The sequence below is a fragment of the Stenotrophomonas sp. PFBMAA-4 genome (assembly GCF_030053215.1).
GTDB lineage: Bacteria > Pseudomonadota > Gammaproteobacteria > Xanthomonadales > Xanthomonadaceae > Stenotrophomonas.
On record NZ_JASGBW010000011.1, the window covers coordinates 1 to 22293 of the forward strand.

The window sequence follows — 22293 nt, forward strand, 5'->3', positions numbered from 1 at the left end:
CAATCATCCTTCCTGCAGGCGCCTTCACAAGATACCTGCGCATACTTTCAAAGATCTTGGGAAGTGGCCTCAGCGCCATTCCCGTGTGCTGCGAAGTTTCCTTCGTAGCGAGCCGCCCATTATAGCCGGCTTTTCCGCTTCGTCAACACCTTTTTTCAAGGCCGTCTCACCGAAGTGGACGTTGTTGCCGATGCCGCTTCGTCGTTGGACCCGAAGGCCTTTCGTCGTTGCGAGCCGCCTATTATGCCGGACTTTTTGAGTCCGTCAACACCTTCGTTCGATCATCTCGTTCGCCGGTGTGGCGTCGCTGTTGGCGGGTCACTTCCGAGGAAGTTGCCACGCCGCAGCAAGGGAGCGAATTCTAGAGATCCTGCAGGATTCGTCAACACTTTTTTTCAGGAAGATGACAAAGACGTCGCCTGTGCCATGCATAGCGTGCGTGCCGGCATCACTGCGGCGTTGCCCGCGCGTTGCGCGGTCAACGCCGCAAGCGCTATGTATGTACGGATGCATACAGACAAGACAGCGATGGGCACGCAGGTTCGACAGGTGTGGTGGCGCGATCTTTCGGTGCCGGCGATCGTGGCCGGCTTCATTACGGTGCTGGTGGGCTTCGCCAGTTCGGCGGTGATCGTGTTCCAGGCCGCACAGGCCGTCGGCGCCAACCAGGCGCAGATCGCTTCATGGATGTGGGCGCTCGGCCTGGGCATGGGCGTGACCTGTATCGGCCTGTCGCTGCGCTACCGCGTGCCGGTGGTCACCGCGTGGTCGACCCCCGGCGCGGCGATGCTGGTGGTCGGCGCCGGTGGCGCTTCGCTGTCCGAAGCCACCGGCGCGTTCCTGCTCGCCGCGGTGCTGGGCATGATTGCCGGCTTCTCGGGCATCTTCGCCCGCCTGATGCAGCGGGTACCGATGGCGCTGGCCGCCGGCATGCTGGCGGGCGTGCTGCTGCGCTTCGGCCTGGATGTGTTCGTGGCAATGAACACCCAGGTCGTGCTCGCCCTGGCGATGTTCGCCACCTGGCTGGCCGGCCGCCGCCTGTTCCCGCGCTATGCGGTGATCGCCACGCTGCTGGTGGGCATCATCATCGCCGCCAGCCGTGGCCTGCTGCATGCCCAGGACCTGCAGCTGCAGCTGGCCACCCCGCACTGGGTCACACCGTCACTGTCGTGGCAGGCGGTGGCTGGCATCGCCCTGCCCCTGTTCGTGGTCACCATGGCCTCGCAGAACATCCCCGGGGTGGCGGTGATGCGTGCCTCCGGCTACAGCGCGCCCATTTCGCCGGTGATCGGCTGGATAGGCGTGGTCAACACGCTGCTGGCCCCCTTTGGCGCCTACGCCTTGAACCTGGCGGCGATCACTGCGGCGATCTGCATGGGCCGCGATGCCCATGAGGATCCCGCGCGCCGCTATACCGCAGCCATGGCGGCTGGCGCCTTCTATATCGTGATCGGCCTGTTCGGCGCGACCGTGGCCGCCCTGTTCGCGGCCTTCCCCAAGGAACTGGTCGCCTGCGTGGCCGGCATCGCCCTGTTCGGCACCATCGGCAACAGCCTGGCCAGTGCCCTGGCCGTGGAGCGCGACCGCGAGGCCGCGCTGGTCACCTTCCTGGTCACCGCCTCCGGGGTATCACTGGCCGGCATCGGCTCGGCATTCTGGGGGCTGGTGGCAGGTTCGCTGTGCCTGCTGGTACTGCGGCCACGCACATCGGGTTGAGACGGTTCAGGCCGCCATGAGCGCACCCAGTACGCTCATGGCCAGGGCTACACCGAGGGCGGCGAGCGCGGAACCCACGCTGGTGCCGCCCCGCTCGGCCAGCGCGCGCAGCCGCCGCGGTTCATCGTAGCCGCGCAGGCGGCGTACCTCGGCCATGTTCCGCTGGCAGTGGGAGAGGTACCAGCCGTTGCCGCAGACGCCCACCGTGACGGACAGCCCCATGGAGATGAGCAAGGTGACCAGCTCGGGCAGGCCGGCGAGCTTCTCGAGCACCAACAGGGTGATCATCAAGCCGAACCAGGGCGCCGCAATACCGTACATCCTGCGGTACATGATCCAGATGACCCCGAAGAGGAAGCCCGGCCAGTGCCACGTGCTGGCAGCGTTGGCGCCGCCGAAGTCCAGCCGCCAGCGTTGGCGATAGACGGCGAAGCGCGGGCCCACGAACGCGGCATACGGCGCCATCTCACCGCCGAGGTGATCCACTGCGCTCGCTGCGGTCGTTTCCGGACCGACTGCGGCTGCGGGTGCGCGGTAGGGATCATGGGCGGCCGGATCGACCGGCGCGTCTGCCGCCAGGTCGATTTCGGCAAAAGGCCGCCAGCCGGAATCGCCTTCGCGCTGCAGCAACGTTTCTGGCGTGATGGTCCGCTGTTCCAGCAGGTGCCGAAGTTCGGCCAGCGTGTATGGCCCGTGGTGGCTGCCGCCATCGGTGTAGTGCCAACGCTCTTCTTCCATGAAGCCTCTCCTTGTTCCTGCCGCACCGGGCACCCTTGCACCGCCGTCGTGACGGTGCGAGGGATGCTTGCCGAGTGCTGCAGGCCAGTCCAGGCCAATAGCGTCACTGCTGTCGATCCGGCCTGGAAAAGCCCATGGCCTGGTCCTTTCCCGTGCCGGATGAGGGTGTCCGGGCGGCATCCGGGGACCCAGGCGGGCTGCGTTCCGTGCAGATTGCGACTAGTACCCGGTGCCATGACAGGCCCGCGGTCAAAGGCAGCCGGTCTGGCGCCGGCTACAGAGGCGCTGCCGAGATCACCTGCACCAGCACATGGCGGCCGCCCGGGACCACGGTGACCACATCGGGACCGGCATTGGCGGCCTCCAGGCAGACGTAGTCGCGCCAGCCATCGCCGACATCGGCCATCTTCGCTGCGGCTTCAGCGCCAGGGTTCCACGCCACCAGCGCGCGGCTGCCTTCGGTATGCAGCGCGATGCGGCGCTTCAGCACCGGGTCGCGCAGCACGTAGCGGCCCCCGGCCGGGCTGTAGATGCGATCGCTGCGGCCCGGGTCGCGCGGGTCGCGCAGCGACCACGGCCCCTGCTGGCGGCGGGTCTGCGCGTAGTTCTCGTACTTGTCCTGGTAGGTCACCCCGTCCACGCCGTCCACTTCCACGCGGGTGGCGTCGCCCACGCGGAAGTAGTTGTGCAGGGCCTGGGTGAAGGTGGCCGGTGCAGTGCCGGTGTTCTCGGTGACCAGCTGCTGGCGCAGTTCGCGGCCCACCCGCACGGTCATCGTCAGGCGCAGGCCGAGATCCTGCAGCGCCGGCGGCGCCAGGGTCAGCTCGATGCTGCCATCGTCGAGGCGGCGCGCCTGCTGCAGTTCCCACGGCAGGGTGCGGACGAAACCATGCGCCGGCACATCGTTGCCCTGGCCCTGGCGGCCGAAGTACGGCCAGCACACCGGGCTGCCGCCGCGGATCGGGGTCGGCAGCTCGGCACGCTTGGGCGAAAGCCACATCACGTCGGGCTGGCCCTTGGGCACGAAGGAGAGCAGCTGGCCACCAAACACGCTGATGGCGGCGGTGGCCTCGGGGGTTTCCACCAGCCAGGCATCGAGTCCCTGGAACTGGCCGCTGCTGACACCCTGGATCTGTTGCACGGTGGATCGACTCCGTATGGCCGGCGACTGCGCGGCACTGTAGTTGGCGGGAAGGCTGAAACGGGTGGGCGTGGCCGGGGTGCGCGGTTCGCCCTGCAGCGCGCGCAGGATGCGCTGGCCGGGGCGGCCATCGGCATCGGGCCAGCCCAGGCGACGCTGCTCGACCTGGATCGCGCGCCGGCTGGCGTTGCCGATCATGCCATCGGCGCTGCCGATATCGTGGCCGCGGGCCAGCAGCAGGGTCTGCAGCTGGCGGCGCTCGTCGCGGCCCAGGCCGGGATCATCCGTGGGCCAGGCCGTGGCCAGCCCATTGCCGCCACGCAGCCGGTCGGCCAGGGTGGCGATGGCCAGTGCGTAGCTTTCGGCGGCGTTGTAGCTGTAGATCGCATCGTAGTTGCGGAATACCAGCAGCACCGGGCCCTTGCTGCCGGCGGGCAGCAGCAGGGCCGCGCGGGCATCGGCCGGCAGCCCCGGCGGCGCGAGGGCGCTGCCATCCAGGCCGGTGATGCCCAGTGCGCGCCAGTCCGCCAGCGCACGACGCTGGGTGCGCCCGGCCTGGCTGGTCTTGAAGCCCTCGGGAACACGCACTTCCATGCCCCACGGTTCGCCGCTGCGCCAACCGGCACGCTTGAGATAGTTGGCGGTGGAGGCCAGTGCATCGGGAATGCTGCCGACCAGATCACGGCGGCCGTCGCCATCGCCGTCGACGGCGATGCGCGCGTAGGTGCTGGGCATGAACTGGGTGTGGCCGAAGGCGCCGGCCCAGGAACCGGTGAGCCCCTGCGCCTGCAGGTCGCCCTGCTCGATCAGCTTGATGAGCGCCAGCAGTTCGCCACGGAAGAAGGGCTGGCGCCGGCCCGCACAGGACAGCGTGGCCAGCGACTGCAGCAGCGGGCGCTTGCCGAACACGCGGCCGTAGTCACTCTCCACGCCCCATACGGCGACGATGGTGGCCGGATCGACGCCGTACTGCACTGATACCCGCTGCAGCAGGTCGCGGTGCTGCTGCAGCATCGCGCGGCCGTCATCCACCCGCGGGCGATCGACAAGCGCAGCCAGGTAATCCCAGATGGGCGTGGTGAATTCAGGCTGCGCGTCCAGCAGTGGCAGCACGCTGGGGTCCGGCTGCAGGCCGGCGGTGATGGCAGCGAAGCGATCCGCGGCCACGCCCTGCTTGGCGGCCGTGGCCTGCAGCTGCGTCATGCAGCGGGCGAAGGCCGGATCGGCGGCGGGTGTCGGTTGCGCCGTCAACGGCGCGGCCAGCGCGGCGGCCAGGCCGAGCGTGGTCATCAAGGGCATGGCGTCCTCCGTGTTGCCGGTGCTGGGGCCATGTTAGCGCGGGCGGACGGCCTGGCAGCCGCCCGGCATGGCCAGGCGCTACCGATGCGGAGCGGAGGCGCGCAGCAGGCGCAGGCCGTAGGCGGGGTCGGACGCGTCCCAGTGGGCGACGGTTTCCAGGCCGGCCTGCTGCAGCAGGTGGTTGAAGCTGGCCTCGGTGTACTTGTGGCTGTACTCGACCCGGATCGGCTCGCCGGCCTGGAAGTGGAAGGTCTGCCCGTCCAGGTGCACGTCCTGTTCGCGCTGGCTGACCAGATCGGTTTCGATGCGCAGGCGCGCGGTGCTGTAGCGGGCCTGGTGGCGGAAGCCATCGAGATCGAAATCGCTGCCCACTTCGCGGTTGAGGCGGGCCAGCAGGTTGAGGGTGAAGGCGGCGGTGATGCCGTCGGCATCGTTGTAGGCGGCCTCGATCAGCGCCGGGTCCTTGTGCAGGTCGATGCCGACCAGCGCCAGGCCGTCATCGCCCATCGTCTGGCGCATCGCACGCAGCAGGGCGATCGCTTCGTCGCCCGCGAAGTTGCCCAGGGTGGAGCCGGGGAAGAACAGCAGGCGCCGCGCCGCCGGGCGTTCCGGCGTGGGGACCTGCACCGGGCGGGTGAAATCGGCGCAGACCGGCAGCATCTCCACCTGCGGCAGGGCCGGGGCCAGGTGATCGATGCTGGAGAGCAGCGCGGCGCGCGAAATCTCGATGGGGGTGTAGGCCACCGGGTCCTGCAGGGCGGCCAGCAGGCGCGCGGTCTTGCGCCCACTGCCGCTGCCCAGTTCGACCACGTGGGCATGCGCGCCGACGGCGCGGGCGATCTCCGGCAGCACCCGGTCAAGCAGCGCCAGTTCGGTGCGCGTGGGGTAGTACTCGGGGGTGTGGGTGATCTGCTCGAACAGGCGCGAGCCGCGTGCATCGTAGAAATACTTGGACGGCAGCTGGCGCGCGGCGCGCGAAAGGCCGGCCACGGCGTCGGCCAGGATCTGCTGGCGGCCGGGGGTGAGGTCGGTCAGCGCCTGCAGCGCGTCCTGCACGGTACTCATGGAAGATCCCTCGCCAGGCGCACGCCGGAGAACTGCCAGCGCGCCGGTGGATTGAAGAAGTTGCGGTAACTGCTGCGTACGTGGCCGCGCGGGGTGGCGCAGCTGCCGCCGCGCAACACCCACTGGCCACACATGAACTTGCCGTTGTATTCGCCCAGGTTGCCGCCGAACGGCTGGAAACCGGGATAGGCGCCATAGGCGCTGGAGGTCCATTCCCAGACATCGCCGAACAGCTGGCGCAGGCCCGTGCCCCGCCCTGCATGCGGATGCAGCTGGTCGTCGTCGGCGAAGTGGCCGCTGGGCGGCTGCGTGGCGGCGGCGGCTTCCCATTCGAACTCGGTCGGCAGCCGCGCTTCGTGCCAGCGCGCACAGGCATCGGCTTCGTAATAGCTGAGGTGGCAGACCGGCGCATGCGGATCGAGATCGCGCCAGCCACCCAGCGTGTACTCGCGCTGCAGGTCGTCGTGCCAGTACAGCGGGTGCTGCCAGCCTTCGGCCTCGCACAGGGCCCAGCCTTCGCTGAGCCACCAGCGCGGATCGCGATAGCCGCCGGCATCGACGAAGGCGCGGTATTCACCGTTACTGAGCGGGCGCTCGGCGAGGGCGTGCGCGGGCAACAGCACGCGATGCGGCGGAGATTCGTTGTCATAGGCGAAGGGCGCGTGCTGCGGCCAGCGCGCTGCACCGACGCTGACGATGCATTCTTCCCGTGCAACCCAGCCCTGTGCGCTGGCCGCGCTGGCGGCCGCCGCGAGGTCCTCGCGATAGGGCGGCTGCAGCGGGTTGCACCACAGGGCGTGCTTGATGTCGGTCAGCAACAGCTCCTGGTGCTGCTGTTCGTGCTGCAGGCCCAGCTGCAGGTGCTGCAGCGCTTCTTCGCCGAGGTCGCCGTCGGCCAGGCGCGCCAGCACCTGCTCGTCCACGTGCCGGCGATAGTCGCGCACCTGCTGCAGCGAGGGCCGCGACAGCAGGCCACGGCGTGGCCGTGCATGGGCGGGGCCCAGGCTCTTGTAGTAACTGTTGAACAGGAAATCCCACGCGGGATCCCATGGCTGGTGGCCGCGTACGCTGGCCAGCACGAAGCGTTCGAAGAACCAGGTGGTGTGGGCCAGGTGCCATTTGGCCGGGCTGGCATCGTCCATGCTCTGCAGCATCGCGTCTTCGGCGCTGAGCGGTGCAGCCAGTTGCTGGCTGCGTCCGCGCACATGGGCGAAGTGGCTGGCGAGTTCACGCTGCGGGGCAGCGACGGCGAGGGTTGCGCTGTCCATGGGCCCAGCTTCGGCTGCGGCGGGTGAGCGCGATGTCATTGCATGGCGCCGGCGCATTCACATCGTGCCCATTCAAGAACCCCGCAGCGACGCCGCTAACGCCAGTGCTGCGGCCGTGTAGTGACCGCGCTGGAATGACCGCTTGTCCCATCATCCGCTCCGCCAGCCTGCGCATTACCTGTTCGTGCTGCCTGCCCTGCTGGTCGCGCTGGTGCTGTGGACCACGCTGGGTAACGAAGATGTCGGCCGGACCGGCCAGCGCGTGCTGCCGTGGTTGCTGGCCTGCCTGGGTTCGGGGCTGGCGCTGATGTACAACCAGGTGCGCACGCTGTGCCTGCTGCTGCTGGTGGCTGCCGTGTTCACGGTGCTGCACCCCGACCTGGCCCACTACCTGCGCCTGGGCTACATCAGCCCGCTGACGCCGCTGCGCTTCCATGCCGTGTCCAGCTGGTTGCCGCTGCTGTTCGCCGCCCACGCGCTGTGGCCCGAGCGCGGCCGGCGCCGCCAGGACCTGCTGCTGCGCGGGATCGGCAGCGGCGCCCTGCTGGCCATCTTCATCCTGCTGGCCGTGCAGCAGCCACAGGGCATGCATGACCTGCTGTCGAACCGGCATTTCGCCTGGATACCCAGTGACTGGAATGCGCTGGCGCAGCTGCCGGCCCTGCTGTTCCTGCTGGCCACCGCCGCGCTGGGCTGGCAGGCCTGGCAGCGCCCGCGCCCGCTGCACACGGCCATGCTGCTGGCGCTGCTGTGCCTGTGGTGGATGCTGCCGCGCATCTTCCTGCAACCGGCGCTGCTGCCGGCGCTGAGCGTGGCAGCGCTGCTGCTGATGCTGGGCGCGACCCTGCAGGAGTCCTTCCACATGGCGTTCCGCGATGAACTGACCGGGCTGCCCGGGCGGCGCGCCTTCAACGAGACTCTGCAGCGTGCCGCCGGCACCTACAGCATCGCCATGGTGGACGTGGACCACTTCAAGAAGTTCAACGACACCCACGGCCACGACACCGGCGATGACGTGCTGAAGCTGGTGGCGTCGCGCCTGGCGCGGGTGGGCGATGGCGGCCGCGCGTTCCGCTACGGCGGCGAGGAGTTCGCGGTGGTGTTCCTGGACCGGCCGGCGCCGGCCTGCGTGGATGCGGTGGAGGCGCTGCGGCAGAACATCGAGGACAGCCGCATGCAGCTGCGCGACCGCAGCACGCGCAGCCGGGACGATGCGGCCGGGCAGCAGCAGCGCGGGCGTGGCGGCACGGGCCAGGTGGTGCAGGTGACGGTGAGCATCGGCCTGGCCGACAGCCGCGTGGATGCGCGGCCGTCCGGGGTGGTCAAGGCAGCCGACCAGGCGCTGTATGCGGCCAAGGAAGAAGGCCGCAACCGGGTCTGCGCGCATGGCGGCCAGCGCGTGCTGGCCGTGCGCGGCGGCTGAGGCTCAAACCGCGTCGAGGTAGTACCAGCGGCCGTCGATGCGCAGGAAGCGGCTGTGCTCGTTCATCCGCACGGCGCTGCCACCGCCGATGCGGTAACGGGCGGTGAAGCGGACCTCGGCGCTGTCCGGGCCGGTGATGCTGTGTTCGTTCACGGTCAGGCCCAGCCACTGGGTGCGCTGGCCCGGCGCCTCGTCCAGCGAGAGTTCGGCCGGGCGCGTCTCCGGGTGCCAGGTCTGGCGCAGGTAATCAGACAACTGCCGCACGTAGGCGCTGTAGCGCGAGCGCATCAGGCGTTCGGCATCCGGCGCGGCTTCGCCGGCGTGGTAGCGGCCGCAGCAGGCGGCGTAGTCGGCGGGCAGGCCGCAGGGACAGGGATCGGCAGGGGTGCGGGTCATGCCGCCATTGTCGCGCGGGACGCCCCCGGCATCCATCGGTGATAGGCGTATGCTGTCGCGCCCCCACTTTGGTTGATTGCCGTGCTGGAACTGGTTCCCCCCGAGTTGTGGTGGTTGGTGGTGATCGCCTTCATCGCTGGCCTGGTCGATGCGGCGGTGGGCGGTGGCGGGCTGGTGCAGTTGCCGGGCCTGTTCACGGTGTTGCCGCAGCAGACGCCGGCGATGCTGTTCGGCACCAACAAGTTCAGTTCGATGTTCGGCACCGGCGCGGCTGCCTGGCGCTATGCGCGCAACGTGCGCTTCCCGTGGAAACCGGTGCTGTTCGCCGCCGGTACGGCCTTCATCTTCTCCTTCGCCGGTGCCACGGCGGTCAGCCTGCTGCCCAAGGACGCGGTGCGGCCACTGGTGCTGGTGCTGCTGGTGGCGATGCTGGGCTACACGCTGTGGAAGAAGGATTTCGGCGCGCTGCACCGGCCGCAGGAGATCGGCCGCCGCGAGCTGGTGATCGCCCTGGCCATCGGTGCGGCCATCGGCTTCTATGACGGCTTCTTCGGGCCGGGCACCGGCAGTTTCCTGATCTTCCTGTTCGTGCGCTTCTTCGGCCTGGATTTCCTGCGCGCCTCGGCGGCGTCGAAGGTGGTGAACCTAGCGACGAACGTGGCAGCGATCTCGTTCTTCATCCCGACCGGCAACATCCTGTGGCTGTTCGCACTGCCGATGGCGGCGGCCAACATCATCGGCTCGGTGGTGGGCACGCGGCTGGCGCTGAAGGGCGGCACGCCGTTCATCCGCAAGCTGTTCGTGGGGCTGGTGGTGGTGCTGATCGCGCGGATGGCGTGGGATACGTTCCGCGGGGCGTGAGGGCGAAGTGCCGCCGGGCATGGCCCGGCGCTACCAGGGGGCCTGCCGAGGCGCTCAGGCCTCGGCTTCTTCCGGTTCGCTGGCCTGCTGGCGGCTGCGTTCGGGCAGCTTCAGGCGCTTGCCTTCTTCGTCGTACTCGATGAGCAGGACGCCCGAATCATGGCGGCCGCTGATCTCGACGAAGCAGGCGCCACCGATGAACGGCTCCAGCGTCATCACCGACTTCAGCGGGGTGGCCACCACCATCTGGAAGCCGAAGTTGTCGAAGATGTTCATCGCCAGCGCGGTGAACTCGTTGTCGGCCTTGTCGAAGGCTTCGTCGAGCACGACCGCGGCGTAGCTGGGCAGTTGGCTGTCGGCACCGCCGAGCTGGTAGCGCAGCGCCGCCGCCAGGCAGGTGGTGGCCAGCTTCTGCCGCTGGCCACCGGACTTGCCGGCGCCGCTGCGGTAGATCTCGACCTGCTGGCGCGTTTCCGCATCCAGCTCCACGCCGATGAACTCCACGTGCATGCGCACGTCCAGCACCAGCTCGCGCCAGCGCTTGTCCTCGCCTTCCTGCGAGCCGAGGCGGTTGACCAGCTGGCGCAGCACGGTGAACTGCGATTCGGCCAGCTCGCGCTGCTCGGTCTGCTGCTGCGACAGCACTTCGCGCAGCTGCAGGTGGAACTCGCCCACTTCCGGCAGGCGACGGTCGCTCAGCTCGATGGTCAGCAGGGTGCCGCGGTTGAACGGCACCTGCTCCAGGCTGGCGTTGACCTCGTCCAGGCGCTGGCCGATCGACTTGCGGGCCTCGGCGCTGTGGCGCTGCAGGGCCAGCAGGTTGTTCTTGCTCTGGTTCTGCAGCAGGTCGAAGAAGCGCTCTTCGTGCTGCGGCAGGCCGTCGCGTTCCAGGCGTTCGAGGCGGGCGAGGAAATCCTCGGCCGAGGCCACCGACACGGTGAAGTCGCCCGATTCCTCCGGCCACTGCTGGACGAAGCGGCGGAAGCAGCCCAGCAGCAGGTTCTCGACGCGGTTGACGTCCTGCTGCGAGGACGACAGCTGTTCGTTCAGCGCGTTGCTGACCTGGCGCATGTGCGCTTCCAGCGTTTCCAGGCTGAGCGGGCCCTGCTCCTGCAGGCGCTCGGCCAGGCCGGCTTCCTGGTCTTCGGCCAGCGCCGGCAGCACCAGGGCGCGGCTCTGCTGGCGGGCACGGTCCAGGCGGTCGCGTTCGCGCACCAGCTGGCCGCGCTCGACGCGGGTGTCCTCATAGGTGCGGCGGGCCTGTTCGATATCGGCGCGCACCGCGTCGATCTGCTTGGCCAGGCGGGCCAGGTCGGCGTTGCCTTCGCGCAGGTCGCGCAGGGTGGCTTCGATATCGGCCAGGCGCTGCTGCGGTGCGGCCGCGTCGATCTCGTTCCACTGGATGCCGATCAGCTCATGGCAGGCCAGGCGGCGTTCGTTGTCGCGGTCACGCTGGCCACGCAGGCTGGCGATATCGGTATCGCAGCTGGCGATGCGCTTGGCCAGTTCCTGCGCCTCGCGCTCGAACACCACCAGCTTGTCGCGGTTGTTGAAGCCGAGGATCCAGCGGCGGCGGTCGTTCACCGCGCTGCGGTCATCCTTCTCGAAGCGGTCGCCCGGATGCTTGACCTGGCCTTCGCGGGTGATGCCGCGGTCGACGTTGCGCAGCTGCTTGGCATCGACGCACTCATAGTCGAAGCGCTTGCCCAGCTCGCGGCGCAGCCAGCCTTCGAAGGCGTGGTCGCGCAGTTCCAGCTTGTGCAGCAGCGAACGCGCGGACGGCTCGCGGGCGAACGCATCATCGTTGCGGCGCACGCGGTAGTAGGTGAAACGCATGCCGAGGTGGGTGCGGTTCACCCAGTCGGCCACTTCGTTGTAATGCTTGTCGTCCACCAGCAGCGACTGCGCGAAGCCGCCCAGCACGCGCTCGATCGCGCCCTGCCAGTTCTGCTCCTCGCTGCGCACCTGGATCAGCTCGCCGACGAAGGGCAGCGCAGCTTCGGAAATGCCGGTCTCTTCGGCCAGGCGCGCGCGCAGCTTCTGCATCGGCGCGGGGATGCTGGACGGCGTGCGCTGCATCGCTTCCAGTTCGCCACGCACTTCGCCGAAGCGGCGCTCGTCATCGCGCTTGCCGCCCAGGCGTTCGCTGATCGCATCGTCCAGCGCCGCCGAAGCACGCTGGCGGTCCTGCAGTTCGTTCTGCGCGCGCTCGACCAGCTCGGCGAAGGCATGTGCGTCTTCGGGCAGTTCAGCCTGCAGGTGGCGCGCGGCGTCGCGGGCCTGCGCCTGCTTGGCCAGGCGGCGGTCGCGCTCGGTTTCGGCGCGGCCCTGCTCGCGTTCCAGTTCCTCGATGCGCTCGCCACCCTGCTGGCGACGCTGCAGTTCCAGCTCGGCCAGGCGTTCGGTGTGGTTGTCCAGCGCCGCACGGCGCTGGGCTTCTTCGCCCAGCAGGCCACGGTCGCGCACATCCATCTCGCGCAGGCGCGCTTCGATCAGCAGCTGGCGACGGCTCTCGCGGAAGCTGTCGATGCCCAGCTTGAGGGTCTCGTCATCGCCGCGCTGGCGATGCATGTGTTTCAGTTCGGTGTAGTGCGCGCGCGCCGGCAGCAGGGTTTCGACCTGGCGGCGGGCGGTGACCACCGCCTGGTGCGCGCCGTCGAGCTCGGCGAAATCGCTGACCAGGCGCTCGGCGGCATCGAAGGTGCGCGGCGTGTCCAGCATGAAGTCGCGCAGGAAGACGTTGAGGTCGCCCAGGTTCTTTGCCGACTGCGTCTTGTGCAGCAGGCGCAGCGCCATTTCGTTGTCGATGCCCAGCAGGTGGCGGAAGCGCTCGGCGTAGCCGGAGAAGGTGTCGAAGTGGTGGATGTCGGCCAGCTTCTGCTTCAGCTTGCGCAGGTCCAGGTCGAAGCCGCCCAGGTCCTTGGCGATGTCGAAGGGACGCTCGGCGATCATGTAGTGCTTGCGCACGTCACCGGCCGAGGTGCCGTTGCCGGAGATCCACAGCAGGCGCACCAGGCACACCACGCGGCCATCGCCGGCGCGGTATTCCAGCACCAGTGCGGTCCAGGTGGCGCCCTTGCGCAGGTACTGGGTGGCGATTTCGCCGGTACCGCTGTCCTGCTGGTCGGCCCAGGCACCGCGCACGTAGGACACCAGGTTGCGGTCGCGGCCACTGCGCTCGGCTTCGCGCGCGGCGGCGTTGAAGTCGACGATGGCCGGCGGGGTCAGCAGCGCGGACATGGCATCGAGCAGCGTGGACTTGCCCGAGCCGGAACGGCCGACGAACAGGAAGCCGCGCTCGGCGATCGGCACTTCGGTCAGGCCGTTGAAGGTGCCCCAGTTGTGCACCTGCAGGCAGCGCATGCGGAACTGCTGCAGGCGCGGGTCCGGCAGGCCGTCGTTGAACAGGGCGGGAGTGTGCTTGGAAATGGCCATGCGGTGCTCGGGTCTCTCAGGCTTCTGCAGCCGGGGTTTCGCGCAGCTGGCGGTACACCGCCGAAAGCTGGGACACGTCTTCGGCGGAGAACATCAGCTTCAGCGCCGGCGAGACTTCGTGGCGGTCTTCCTGGCCGCCAAGGCGGGTCAGGATGTGGTTGTCCTTCATCTTCTGCACGGCCGAGGCCACGCGGCGGTTGAAGCCGGCGCGGTCGGTGGACAGGTTCTTCTCGTAGATGGCCAGGGCTTCGGCCATCTCGGCATCGGCGACGACGGCGCGGTTGCCGCGCGCATCGGCCTCGGCCAGCTGCTGGCGCAGGAACAGCAGCAGCACCGAATCGATGAAGGTCAGCGGCGAGGTACGCAGCAGCACCGGGGCATCGACATCTTCGGTGTCGGCCTGGCGGGTGAACGCCACGCCGCTGTCACGGTCCAGCACCAGTTCCAGGAACAGGTCGGCCAGCGACGAGCGGATGGCGGCCTCGCTGCGGATCAGCGCGGGCCACAGCTTGGCGTGGCGCAGCTGGTCGATGCTGGGGCCGATCAGCAGCTGGCACAGCGCGCGGCGCGCATCCAGCGGCAGGCGGCCGGTATCGCCCATGTAATAGACGTCGTTGCCGCGGCGCGGCGCTGCAGCCACGGGTGCCGGTTCGGCCTCGTAGGCGTCTTCGACCAGGTCGGGCGCCGCTGCTTCGATGGGATCTTCATGCCAGCTCATGGCGTCTCTCCTGGGTGAACCAAACCAGCGGAATACGTGCGCGGCGCACCTGGCCGTCGCCTCCGCGCCATTGCGCAAGTTCCTGCTCGCCGGCGACCACGTTGCCGAAACGCGTGCCCAGCGACAGGTAGCCGATGACGCTGCCCAAGCCCTGCGGTGCTTCGCGCTGGGCCAGGGCCTCGGCGATGCTCAGGCGCGGCTGTGCGTCCAGCAGGTCGTGCAGGTCGCGGCGCAGGGTCCGGAAGTCGATTTCCGACGACGCGACCAGGTCGCCCACGCTTTCCAGGCTGATGGCGGCCGCGTCGTTGTATTCGACGTTGCCATCGACCTGGGCGCTGCGCGGGTCGTGCAGCTTCCATTGCGACCACGAGCGCAGGCGGCTGGTGGTCAGCTGCAGGTCGCGGCCGATGCTGCGCTGGGCGGGGAAATCATCGCGCAGGGCCAGGGCTTCGGACTGCGCCTGCTTCAGCAGCTGGTTGAGGCGGCGCTGTTCCAGATAGCCACGGCTCTGCACGAAGCCACGCAGGCTGCGCGCGAAGTTCTGCAGCACGTCGTGCACCTGGCCGCCGCGTTCCAGCATGGTGCTGGTGAAGCCGCGCAGGAAGTTGCGTTCGTTGCGGTCCAGGCGACGGGCGAAGCCGCGCGCAAGCACGGCCTCCAGCGCGGCGTCGAGCTGAGCGCTCTGCTCGGCATCATTGAGCAGGCGCCAGAACGCCTGGAAGCTGCGGCCGGCATCGCTTTCGCCGATGACATCGACACCTTCGAACAGCTGCGACAGCACGTCGCCGCGCTCGCCTTCGTCGTCGATGATGCGTTCGCGGAAATCACGGTTGAGCTGCTCGAAGTCATCGCGCACGCGGCGGAAGTCCTCGGTCAGTTCGTCGGCCAGGCCGATGATCTGGCGGGTGCGTTCCAGCGCGCGCTTGCCGTCCAGGGCCACCACGCGGCCGGCGCCGACGCGGGCGATCTCGGCATCGATGCGGTCGCGCTCGTCGTGCAGCGCGGACAGGCGCGCATCGGGATCGGCTTCGGTCTGCGCGGCCAGGGCCGAGAGCTGCTCGATGACCAGTGCCAGGCGGCTTTCGGTGGCGGCCACACGGGCCTGCTCCAGGCTGTCGGCGAAGCGGATCGCCTGCAGCGCCGGGGTCGACAGTTCGTACTGCTCCTGGTCGGCGCCTTCGGGCAGGCGGCGTTCCAGCCAGCCCTGGGCCAGCCAGTGGGCGATGTAGGCCTGGGCGGTACGCGGCAGCTCGCGCGACAGTTCGTCGCCGGCCAGCTGGTCCAGCGCGCGTTGCAGGCGCTCGTTCAGCACCGAAGACGGCAACGTGCGCTCGCCGTCCATCAGCAGGCCCTGCAGCAGGCCGATGATTTCCGGGGCGTGGTCGGCGGCAAGCAGCTTCCACTGGGGCTGTTCGCGCAGATGGCGGTAACGGGCAATGCGTTCGCGGTGCTTCATGCAGCGAAAGGATTCATGGACGCTGGCGGCTGCGGGCAGCCATGCACGGCTGCCGCGGGGGCAGCCGTGGACGTGCCGGCCACGCGGGGCCGGCGCGGTGCGGGCAGGCGGCTCAGCGCCTGCCGCCCACTTCGATGAAGCGCAGGAACTCGGCGCGGGTACGCGCGTCGTCGCGGAAGCTGCCCAGCATCTTGGAGGTGACCATGCTGACGCCGCGCTTGTGGATGCCGCGGGTGGTCATGCATTCGTGGGCGCCTTCGACGACCACGCCGACGCCGATCGGCTGCAGCACATCCTGGATGCACTGGGCGATCTGCGCGGTCATCTTTTCCTGCACCTGGAAGCGGCGGGCGTAGGCCTCGACCACGCGGGCCAGCTTGCTGATGCCCACGACCTTGCCGGCCGGCAGGTAGCCGACATGCACGCGGCCGATGATCGGCGCCATGTGGTGCTCGCAGTGGCTTTCGTACTCGATGTCGCGCAGGACGATCAGCTCGTCGTAGCCGGCCACTTCCTCGAAGGTCCGCTCCATGTAGGCGCGCGGGTCGTCGCGGTAACCGCTGAACCAGTCGCCATAGGCTTCGGCGACACGGCGGGGGGTATCCAGCAGGCCTTCACGGGACGGGTCCTCGCCGGCCCAGCGCAGCAGGGTGCGCACGGCATCCTCGGCCTGGTCCTGGGTCACATCGCCCTGCGGGGCGGCCTTTTCGTTGTTCTTGCTCATTGCGTACAGCGTCCCGAACGGGGGGCGAGCATCGTACCCGACCGGGGGGTGGGTCGTCCTGTGGGGACGGTTCATCGGGGGGTCTTTTGGGCGCCTTGTCTGGTACTGGGCTGGAGGGGGGTTTACGGCGTGTCCTGCACCGTCTGGCCCCCGCTGCCCCACCGACAACCAGCAGGCGCAACGCTTTCCCCAGTACACCCACCCGATCAACCATTCAGCAAAAACTATTGATAGGAATGAAATTAGTAGTATCCTATCTATCTCTTATGGACACGCCCCTCGACGAACGTACCCGGCTGCAGATGCAGCTCAGCTCCGGCCTGCTCTATGCAGGGCGACAGTGGCAGCGTCTGGCCGACAGCCGGCTCGGCAGCTACGGCATCTCCACCGCCTGCACCATGCCCCTGTTGATGATCGGCCGCTCCGGCGGCGGTATCCGCCAGGTGGCGCTGGCCCAGCAGCTGGGCATGGAAGGCCCGTCCCTGGTACGCCTGCTGGACAAGCTGTGCGCCAGCGAACTGGTCCGCCGCGAAAGCGACGCCAGCGACCGCCGCGCCAACCTGCTGTGGCTGACCGACGAGGGACAGGTGCTGGTGCGCGAGCTGGAAGAACAGCTCATCGGCCTGCGCCAGGACGTGTTCGGTGAACTTTCCATGGATGAACTGCAGGCCGTGCTGAAGGCATGGCGGCTGCTGGCCGAGGCGGCCGACCGCATCACGTGACGCCGTTCTCCTTGAAACACCGCCGCTGCCGTGCACGCGCCAGCGGCTTTTGCCCGTTGCCGTTGTCCTGTGTGTTGCCCTCCCCTCCCCCATCTCGCCCCCCCTACCGATGCCCGGTGAATTCAGTCTCCACGGAGTGTTCGTCCCGACCCTGCTCGGGTTGATGTTGTTGGCCTACCTGGTCAACAGCGGCCTGCACGCGCTGCTGCAGCGTGCCGGCGCCTATCGCCATGTCTGGCATCCGGCGCTGTTCAACCTGGCGCTGTACGGGATCGTGCTTGGCCTGCTGTTCCACCTCCTGCGTTGGATGCAATCGTGAACAAGATCGTGAAGAAGACCCTTCCCATACTGCTGACCAGCGCAGCGGTGATCGTCGCCCTGCTGGTGCTGCGCCAGCTGTGGGTCTATTACATGGATGAGCCGTGGACCCGTGACGCCCATGTCGGCGCCGACGTGGTGCAGGTGGCCCCGGATGTGTCCGGCCTGGTGGAATCGGTGAACGTGGCCGACAACCAGGCAGTGGAGAAGGGCGACGTGCTGTTCGTGATCGATCGCGCGCGCTACCGCATCGCGCTGGAACAGGCCAAGGCCAGCCTGGCCGAGCGCCAGGCGTCGGTGGCACAGCTGCGCCGCGAGATCGGCCGCGACCGCAGCCTGCAGGACCTGGTAGCCGCCGAGGATGCCGAAGTGCGCCGGGCCAAGCTGCAGGCCGCGCAGGCCGCGCTGGCCACCGCCCAGGCCGCGGTGGACCTGGCCGATCTGAACCTGGCCCGCACCGAGGTGCACGCACCGGCCGATGGCCGGGTCAACGACCGCACCATGCGCGTGGGCGACTACGTGGTGGCCGGCAAGCCGGTGCTGGCGCTGCTGGATACCGGTTCGTTCCGCATCGATGGCTACTTCGAGGAAACCCGCCTGCGCGGCGTGGCCCCGGGGCAGAGCGTGGACATCCGCCTGATGGGCGAGTCGACCGCGCTGCGTGGCCACGTGGAAAGCATCGCCGCCGGCATCGAGGACCGCTACCGCAGCAACGGCAGCACCCTGCTGCCGAACGTCACCCCGGCCTTCGACTGGGTGCGGCTGGCGCAGCGCATCCCGGTGCGCATCGCCATCGACGAGGTGCCGCAGGGCGTCGAACTGATCGCCGGCCGCACCGCCACGGTGACGGTGCAGACCAACAGCAGCAAGCACGCAGACAAGGCCGGCACCACGCCGACACAGGCGGGCCTGTGAACACCACCCTGCCCCGTCTTGGCCTGATCGTCGCGCTGGCCAGCCTGGCGGCCTGCAGGACCGTCGGACCGGATTACGCCCTGCCGGAAGGCTCGGCCTTCAAGCGCCCGGAGGCCAATGCCGCCTTCATCGACACCCGGAACCCGGACGTCGCCGCCAACCAGGCGCTGCCCGACCGCTGGTGGTCGCTGTACAACGACCCGGTGCTGGACGGCCTGATCACACAGGCGCTGCGTGACAACGTCGAACTGAAGGCCGCCGATGCGCACCTGCGCCGCGCCGCGGCCGTGTACGAACAGGCGATGGATGCCGGTGGCTTCGAGTACGAGGCCGAAGCCGGGGTCAGCCGCGCGCAGCTGTCGGCCGAGGCCTTCCTGCAGGAGCACGAACTGCCGGTGATCAACCTGGCCGACGGCAAGTTCTCCGCCAGCTACCAGTTCGACCTGTTCGGCAAGCTCAAGCGCGGTGCCGAAGCCGCCCACGCCGACGAACAGTCGGTGGCCGCCGCACGCGACCTGGCCCAGGTGAGCGTGGTGGCCGAGGTGGCCGACAGCTACCTGGAAATCTGCCACGCCAACCACGAACTGCACGTGGCCGAGCATTCGTTGCAGCTGCAGCAGCGCAGCCGCTCGGTCACCCAGCGCCTGATCCAGGCCGGCCGCGGCACGCCGCCGGAACTGGCCCGCGCCAACGCGCAGGTGGCCCTGCTGGAAGCCGCGCTGCCGCCGCTGCGCGCGCAGCGTTCGGCCGCGGCCTATTCGTTGGCCGCCCTGCTTGGCCAGACCCCCGGCCAGCTGCCGGCCGGGGTGATCGACTGCGCCGACGCGCCGCGCCTGGCCCAGCCCCTGCCGGTGGGTGATGGCCGCGCCCTGCTGCAGCGCCGCCCCGACATCCGCCAGGCCGAGCGCAAGCTGGCCTCGGCCACCGCGCGGATTGGCGTGGCCACCGCCGAGCTGTACCCGGACATCCGCCTGGGCGCCTCGCTCGGTGCCGCCGGCCTGCTGGAAGACTTCGGTACGCCGATGACCCAGCAGTGGTCGATCGGCCCGCTGATCTCCTGGACGCTGCCGTCCTCGGGCACCCACGCGCGCATCCACGCCGCCGAGGCCGGTGCCGATGCTGCGCTGGCCGAGTTCGACCATGCCGTGCTGCAGGCCCTGCGCGAGACGCAGACTGCGCTGGACCGCTACGCGCAGGACCTGCGCCGCCTGCAGTCGCTGCGCGAAGCCCAGCAGCAGGCCGCACTGGCCGCCGAGCAGAACCGCCGCCTGTACCAGGGCGGACGCACGCCGTACCTGTCCAGCCTGGACGCCGACCGCAGCCTGGCCACCAGCGATGCCACCCTGGCCGCTGCCGAGGCGCAGGTCTCGCGCGACCAGATCCATCTCTTCCTGGTGCTGGGTGGCGGCTGGCAGGCGACAGCCGCCCCGGCCGCGCCCGCCACCGCACAGGCCACGGCGAAGTAAGCCATGAACGCGCTGACCGACCGCCAGGCGTGGCTGTTCTCGATCAAGACCTACCTGGCCGCGGTGGCCGCGCTGTACATCGCCATGGCCGGCAACCTGTCGCGCCCGTACTGGGCGATGGGCACGGTGTACATCGTCAGCCAACCGCTGCTGGGCCCGACCCGGGCCAAGGGCGTGTACCGCATCGTCGGCACCCTGGTGGCCGGCCTGGCCACCCTGCTGGTGCTGCCGGCGCTGGTGGAAACGCCCCTGGTGCTGAGCGCGGCGATGTCGATCTGGCTGGCCGCCTGCCTGTTCCTGGCCCTGCTCAACCGCGGCCCGCGCGGCTATGCGTTCCTGCTGGCCGGTTACACCACCGCCTTCATCGGCTTCCCGGCGGTGACTTCGCCGGAAACCATCTTCGACACGGTGGTGGCGCGCAGCGAAGAGATCATCCTCGGCACGGTGGTGGCGGTGCTGGCCGCCTCGCTGCTGTTCCCGGCCTCGGTGCAGCCGATGCTGCGCACGCGCATCGGCAACTGGATGGAGGATGCGTCGCAATGGTGCCGGCAGATCCTCGAGCGCGGCCGTGCCCATGCCCCGCGCAACCGGCTGGCCGCCGACCTGGTGCAGTTCGAGGCCCTGATCGAGTTCCTGCGCCGCGATGATCCGCGTCATGCCGGTGGGGCCATTTCGATGGAACGCCTGCGCGAGCGCATGCTGCTGTTGCTGCCGGTGCTGTCCTCGATCGCCGATCGCCTGAGCGCGCTGCGCAGTGATGGCCAAACACTGCCCGAAGGGCTGCCTGCGCTGGTCGATGACATCCACGACTGGATCGACACACCCGCCAGTGCCAGCGACTACGCCCGCCTGCGCGCGCGCATCAGTGCGCTGAAGCCGCAGGTGGACAGCGACCTGCAGCACCTTCAGCTGGCCAGCCTGCTGCTGCGCCTGGAGGAACTGGTGGACCTGTGGCAGGACTGCCGCACCCTGCAGCACGCGATCGACCACGGCACCGCGCCGCTGGACCGCGCGCACTACCGTATCCGCACCGAACGCGTGGCCGCCGACAAGCATGTCGACTACGGCATGGCGCTGTTCTCCGCACTCAGCGCGGGCGTGGCCCTGATGAGCTACTGCGTGCTGTGGATCGGCCTGGGGTGGGAGGGTGGCGGCAACGGCGCGATGATGGCGGCGGTGACGGCGGCCTTCTTCGCTGCGCAGGACGATCCGGCACCGAGCATGGTCTCGTTCCTGGTGTGGGCCATCGTCGCCTCGCTGGTAGCCGGCGTGTACCTGTTCGGCGTGTTCCCGGCCGTGCATGACTTCGGCCTGCTGGCGCTGGTGCTGGCGGTGGCGTTCCTGCCGCTGGGCCTGTTGCTGCACCACCCCAAGAGCGCGCTGTTCGCACTGCCGCTGACGGTGAACCTGGCCGCCCTGCTGAGCCTGCAGAACACCTACAGCGCCAACATCCAGAGCTTCCTCAATTCGTCCATCGCCATGTTCATCGGCATCGGCTTTGCAGTGGTGATGACCCGCCTGTTCCGTTCGGTGGGTGCCGAGTGGACCGCGCGCCGCCTGGTGCGGCAGGGCTGGAACACGCTGGCCGAGGCCGCCGAAGGGCGCGGCCAGCAGGACCGCCAGCGCTTCGCCGCGCGCATGCTCGATCTGCTGGGCCTGCTCGCCCCGCGCCTGGCGGCGACGCCGGAAGGCAGCGACATCGCCTCGGTGGACATGCTCAACGAGGCGCGCATCGGCCTGAACATCCTGCAGCTGCGCCGCGCGCGGCTGGAACTGCCCGAGCGCAGCCGCGAGGCGGTGGAGCACATCCTGGAAGAGATCGCCGCGCACTACCGCCGGCAGATCGCCGCGCGCCACCCGATTGCCGCGGCCGAAGCCCTGCGCGAGCGCCTGGACACGTCACTGGGGCGCGTGGGTGGCGTGGCCGCCTGCAAGGCGCGCGATGAAGCATTGATGGGCCTGATCGGCCTGCGCTTCGCGCTGTTCCCCGAGGCGAAGGCGCTGGCGCCGGGGTTGGCGGACGCCGAAGCACCGTCGGTGTGATGCGATCCGCCGGGCGTGGCCCGGCGCTACCATCGTCATCCTTCGACCATGCCAACGGGACGGTTCAATGAGTTACGACATGATGGTGTTCGAGGCCAGCGTGGCCCCGCGCGACGCCGCGGCCTTCATCGCCTGGTTCGAGAAACAGGCGGAGTGGGGTGAGAACCACGAGTACGACGACCCGACGGTGAGCAGCCCGGCGCTGCAGGGCTGGTTTGCGGAAATGGCACAGGACTTCCCGCCGATGAACGGGCCGCTGAGCAACGACGATGACGATCGTGCCGAGGTGACCGACTACAGCATCGGCCGCCAGGTAATCTACGGCGCGTTCGCGTATTCGGTGGCCGAGCGTGCACATGGGCGCGTGCAGGACCTGGCCGAGAAGCACGGCGTGGGGTTCTTCGATCTGAGTGCCGATGAGCCGGCGATCGTGTTTCCGGACGGGCTGGTGTTGATCGCGGAGTAGGTGTGGCGGCAGGGCTGCGCCCTGCACCTGCGGTAGTGCCGGCCGCTGGCCGGCAACCTCAACGGCAAAAGCGGGTTTCCTGAGGGATGGCGCTCTGCTTTGGTGGGTGCCGACCGTTGGTCG

Annotated in this window: 18 protein-coding genes; 9 read left to right on the forward strand and 9 right to left on the reverse strand. The window is 69.0% G+C overall.

All coding sequences use genetic code 11. The features are described 5' to 3' along the window. Positions 1-528: 528 nt before the first annotated feature. Entirely contained in the window at positions 529-1716 is a 1188-nt protein-coding gene (locus tag QMZ26_RS08945; protein ID WP_283221290.1) for a benzoate/H(+) symporter BenE family transporter, read from the forward strand. Between the two features lie 6 nt (positions 1717-1722). Here the strand turns inward: QMZ26_RS08945 and QMZ26_RS08950 are convergent, their stop codons facing one another. The 4 genes from QMZ26_RS08950 to egtB all read right to left on the reverse strand — a co-directional run bounded on the left by QMZ26_RS08950 (position 1723) and on the right by egtB (position 7227). After that, positions 1723-2454 (reverse strand): GYF domain-containing protein, encoded by a 732-nt coding sequence (locus QMZ26_RS08950; protein WP_283221239.1) that lies wholly within the window; start codon positions 2452-2454, stop codon positions 1723-1725. A gap of 274 nt (positions 2455-2728) precedes the next feature. After that, positions 2729-4885: a lytic murein transglycosylase gene (locus QMZ26_RS08955; RefSeq protein ID WP_283221291.1), complete on the reverse strand. Its 2157-nt coding sequence runs from the start codon at positions 4883-4885 to the stop codon at positions 2729-2731. An 87-nt stretch (positions 4886-4972) separates the two neighbouring features. Then, the gene (gene egtD, locus QMZ26_RS08960; protein ID WP_079224380.1) at positions 4973-5959 is read right to left on the reverse strand and encodes an L-histidine N(alpha)-methyltransferase; all 987 of its coding nucleotides are present in this window, start codon (positions 5957-5959) and stop codon (positions 4973-4975) included. Beyond that, positions 5956-7227 (reverse strand): ergothioneine biosynthesis protein EgtB, encoded by a 1272-nt coding sequence (egtB, locus tag QMZ26_RS08965; protein ID WP_283221240.1) that lies wholly within the window; start codon positions 7225-7227, stop codon positions 5956-5958. The genes egtD and egtB overlap by 4 nt, the downstream gene beginning before the upstream one ends. Positions 7228-7369: 142 nt before the next feature. Between egtB and QMZ26_RS08970 the strand changes: the two genes are divergently transcribed. Further along, the gene (locus QMZ26_RS08970; RefSeq protein ID WP_108760558.1) at positions 7370-8650 is read left to right on the forward strand and encodes a GGDEF domain-containing protein; all 1281 of its coding nucleotides are present in this window, start codon (positions 7370-7372) and stop codon (positions 8648-8650) included. Between the two features lie 3 nt (positions 8651-8653). Here QMZ26_RS08970 and QMZ26_RS08975 read toward each other — a convergent pair whose 3' ends face one another. Continuing rightward, positions 8654-9046, reverse strand: coding sequence for a YchJ family protein (locus tag QMZ26_RS08975; RefSeq protein WP_200734189.1), 393 nt, complete (start codon positions 9044-9046; stop codon positions 8654-8656). 81 nt (positions 9047-9127) lie between these two features. On the opposite strand from QMZ26_RS08975, the gene QMZ26_RS08980 reads away from it, so the two are divergent. Beyond that, positions 9128-9907 carry a TSUP family transporter gene (locus tag QMZ26_RS08980; protein WP_079224385.1) on the forward strand — a complete coding sequence of 260 codons (780 nt, stop codon included), beginning with the start codon at positions 9128-9130 and terminating at the stop codon, positions 9905-9907. Between the two features lie 54 nt (positions 9908-9961). On the opposite strand, the gene QMZ26_RS08985 is transcribed toward QMZ26_RS08980, so the two are convergent. From QMZ26_RS08985 to folE, 4 genes are all read right to left on the reverse strand, one after another. After that, on the reverse strand, positions 9962-13342 hold the full coding sequence (locus QMZ26_RS08985) for an SbcC/MukB-like Walker B domain-containing protein (protein ID WP_283221241.1): 3381 nt from the start codon (positions 13340-13342) through the stop codon (positions 9962-9964). 16 nt (positions 13343-13358) lie between these two features. Next, positions 13359-14060 (reverse strand): DUF4194 domain-containing protein, encoded by a 702-nt coding sequence (locus QMZ26_RS08990; protein WP_283221242.1) that lies wholly within the window; start codon positions 14058-14060, stop codon positions 13359-13361. Beyond that, complete coding sequence (locus tag QMZ26_RS08995) at positions 14047-15516, reverse strand: DUF3375 domain-containing protein (protein WP_079224391.1); 1470 nt, start codon at positions 15514-15516, stop codon at positions 14047-14049. Before QMZ26_RS08995 ends, QMZ26_RS08990 begins: the two co-directional genes overlap by 14 nt. 112 nt (positions 15517-15628) lie before the next feature. Further along, on the reverse strand, positions 15629-16240 hold the full coding sequence (gene folE / locus QMZ26_RS09000; protein WP_079224393.1) for a GTP cyclohydrolase I FolE: 612 nt from the start codon (positions 16238-16240) through the stop codon (positions 15629-15631). Between the two features lie 266 nt (positions 16241-16506). On the opposite strand from folE, the gene QMZ26_RS09005 reads away from it, so the two are divergent. The 6 genes from QMZ26_RS09005 to QMZ26_RS09030 all read left to right on the forward strand — a co-directional run bounded on the left by QMZ26_RS09005 (position 16507) and on the right by QMZ26_RS09030 (position 22170). Then, a complete protein-coding gene (locus QMZ26_RS09005) occupies positions 16507-16962 on the forward strand; it encodes a MarR family transcriptional regulator (protein WP_079224394.1) in 456 nt (151 codons plus the stop codon). Positions 16963-17071: 109 nt separating this feature from the next. Then, positions 17072-17281, forward strand: coding sequence for a DUF1656 domain-containing protein (locus tag QMZ26_RS09010; RefSeq protein WP_010487502.1), 210 nt, complete (start codon positions 17072-17074; stop codon positions 17279-17281). Further along, entirely contained in the window at positions 17278-18195 is a 918-nt protein-coding gene (locus QMZ26_RS09015; RefSeq protein WP_283221243.1) for an efflux RND transporter periplasmic adaptor subunit, read from the forward strand. Before QMZ26_RS09010 ends, QMZ26_RS09015 begins: the two co-directional genes overlap by 4 nt. After that, positions 18192-19661, forward strand: coding sequence for an efflux transporter outer membrane subunit (locus tag QMZ26_RS09020; RefSeq protein ID WP_283221244.1), 1470 nt, complete (start codon positions 18192-18194; stop codon positions 19659-19661). The genes QMZ26_RS09015 and QMZ26_RS09020 overlap by 4 nt, the downstream gene beginning before the upstream one ends. 3 nt (positions 19662-19664) lie before the next feature. After that, positions 19665-21704, forward strand: coding sequence for an FUSC family protein (locus QMZ26_RS09025; protein WP_283221245.1), 2040 nt, complete (start codon positions 19665-19667; stop codon positions 21702-21704). Positions 21705-21771: 67 nt separating this feature from the next. Further along, positions 21772-22170 (forward strand): hypothetical protein, encoded by a 399-nt coding sequence (locus QMZ26_RS09030; RefSeq protein ID WP_283221246.1) that lies wholly within the window; start codon positions 21772-21774, stop codon positions 22168-22170. The last annotated feature ends 123 nt before the right edge of the window (positions 22171-22293 follow it).

Coding starts and splice junctions, on each gene's coding strand:
- QMZ26_RS08945 (WP_283221290.1), top strand. CDS start 529: ATGGGCACGCAGGTTCGACAGGTGTGGTGGCGCGATCTTTCGGTGCCG.
- QMZ26_RS08950 (WP_283221239.1), bottom strand. CDS start 2,454: ATGGAAGAAGAGCGTTGGCACTACACCGATGGCGGCAGCCACCACGGG.
- QMZ26_RS08955 (WP_283221291.1), bottom strand. CDS start 4,885: ATGACCACGCTCGGCCTGGCCGCCGCGCTGGCCGCGCCGTTGACGGCG.
- egtD (WP_079224380.1), bottom strand. CDS start 5,959: ATGAGTACCGTGCAGGACGCGCTGCAGGCGCTGACCGACCTCACCCCC.
- egtB (WP_283221240.1), bottom strand. CDS start 7,227: ATGGACAGCGCAACCCTCGCCGTCGCTGCCCCGCAGCGTGAACTCGCC.
- QMZ26_RS08975 (WP_200734189.1), bottom strand. CDS start 9,046: ATGACCCGCACCCCTGCCGATCCCTGTCCCTGCGGCCTGCCCGCCGAC.
- QMZ26_RS08985 (WP_283221241.1), bottom strand. CDS start 13,342: ATGGCCATTTCCAAGCACACTCCCGCCCTGTTCAACGACGGCCTGCCG.
- QMZ26_RS08990 (WP_283221242.1), bottom strand. CDS start 14,060: ATGAGCTGGCATGAAGATCCCATCGAAGCAGCGGCGCCCGACCTGGTC.
- QMZ26_RS08995 (WP_079224391.1), bottom strand. CDS start 15,516: ATGAAGCACCGCGAACGCATTGCCCGTTACCGCCATCTGCGCGAACAG.
- folE (WP_079224393.1), bottom strand. CDS start 16,240: ATGAGCAAGAACAACGAAAAGGCCGCCCCGCAGGGCGATGTGACCCAG.
- QMZ26_RS09005 (WP_079224394.1), top strand. CDS start 16,507: ATGGACACGCCCCTCGACGAACGTACCCGGCTGCAGATGCAGCTCAGC.
- QMZ26_RS09010 (WP_010487502.1), top strand. CDS start 17,072: ATGCCCGGTGAATTCAGTCTCCACGGAGTGTTCGTCCCGACCCTGCTC.
- QMZ26_RS09025 (WP_283221245.1), top strand. CDS start 19,665: ATGAACGCGCTGACCGACCGCCAGGCGTGGCTGTTCTCGATCAAGACC.
- QMZ26_RS09030 (WP_283221246.1), top strand. CDS start 21,772: ATGAGTTACGACATGATGGTGTTCGAGGCCAGCGTGGCCCCGCGCGAC.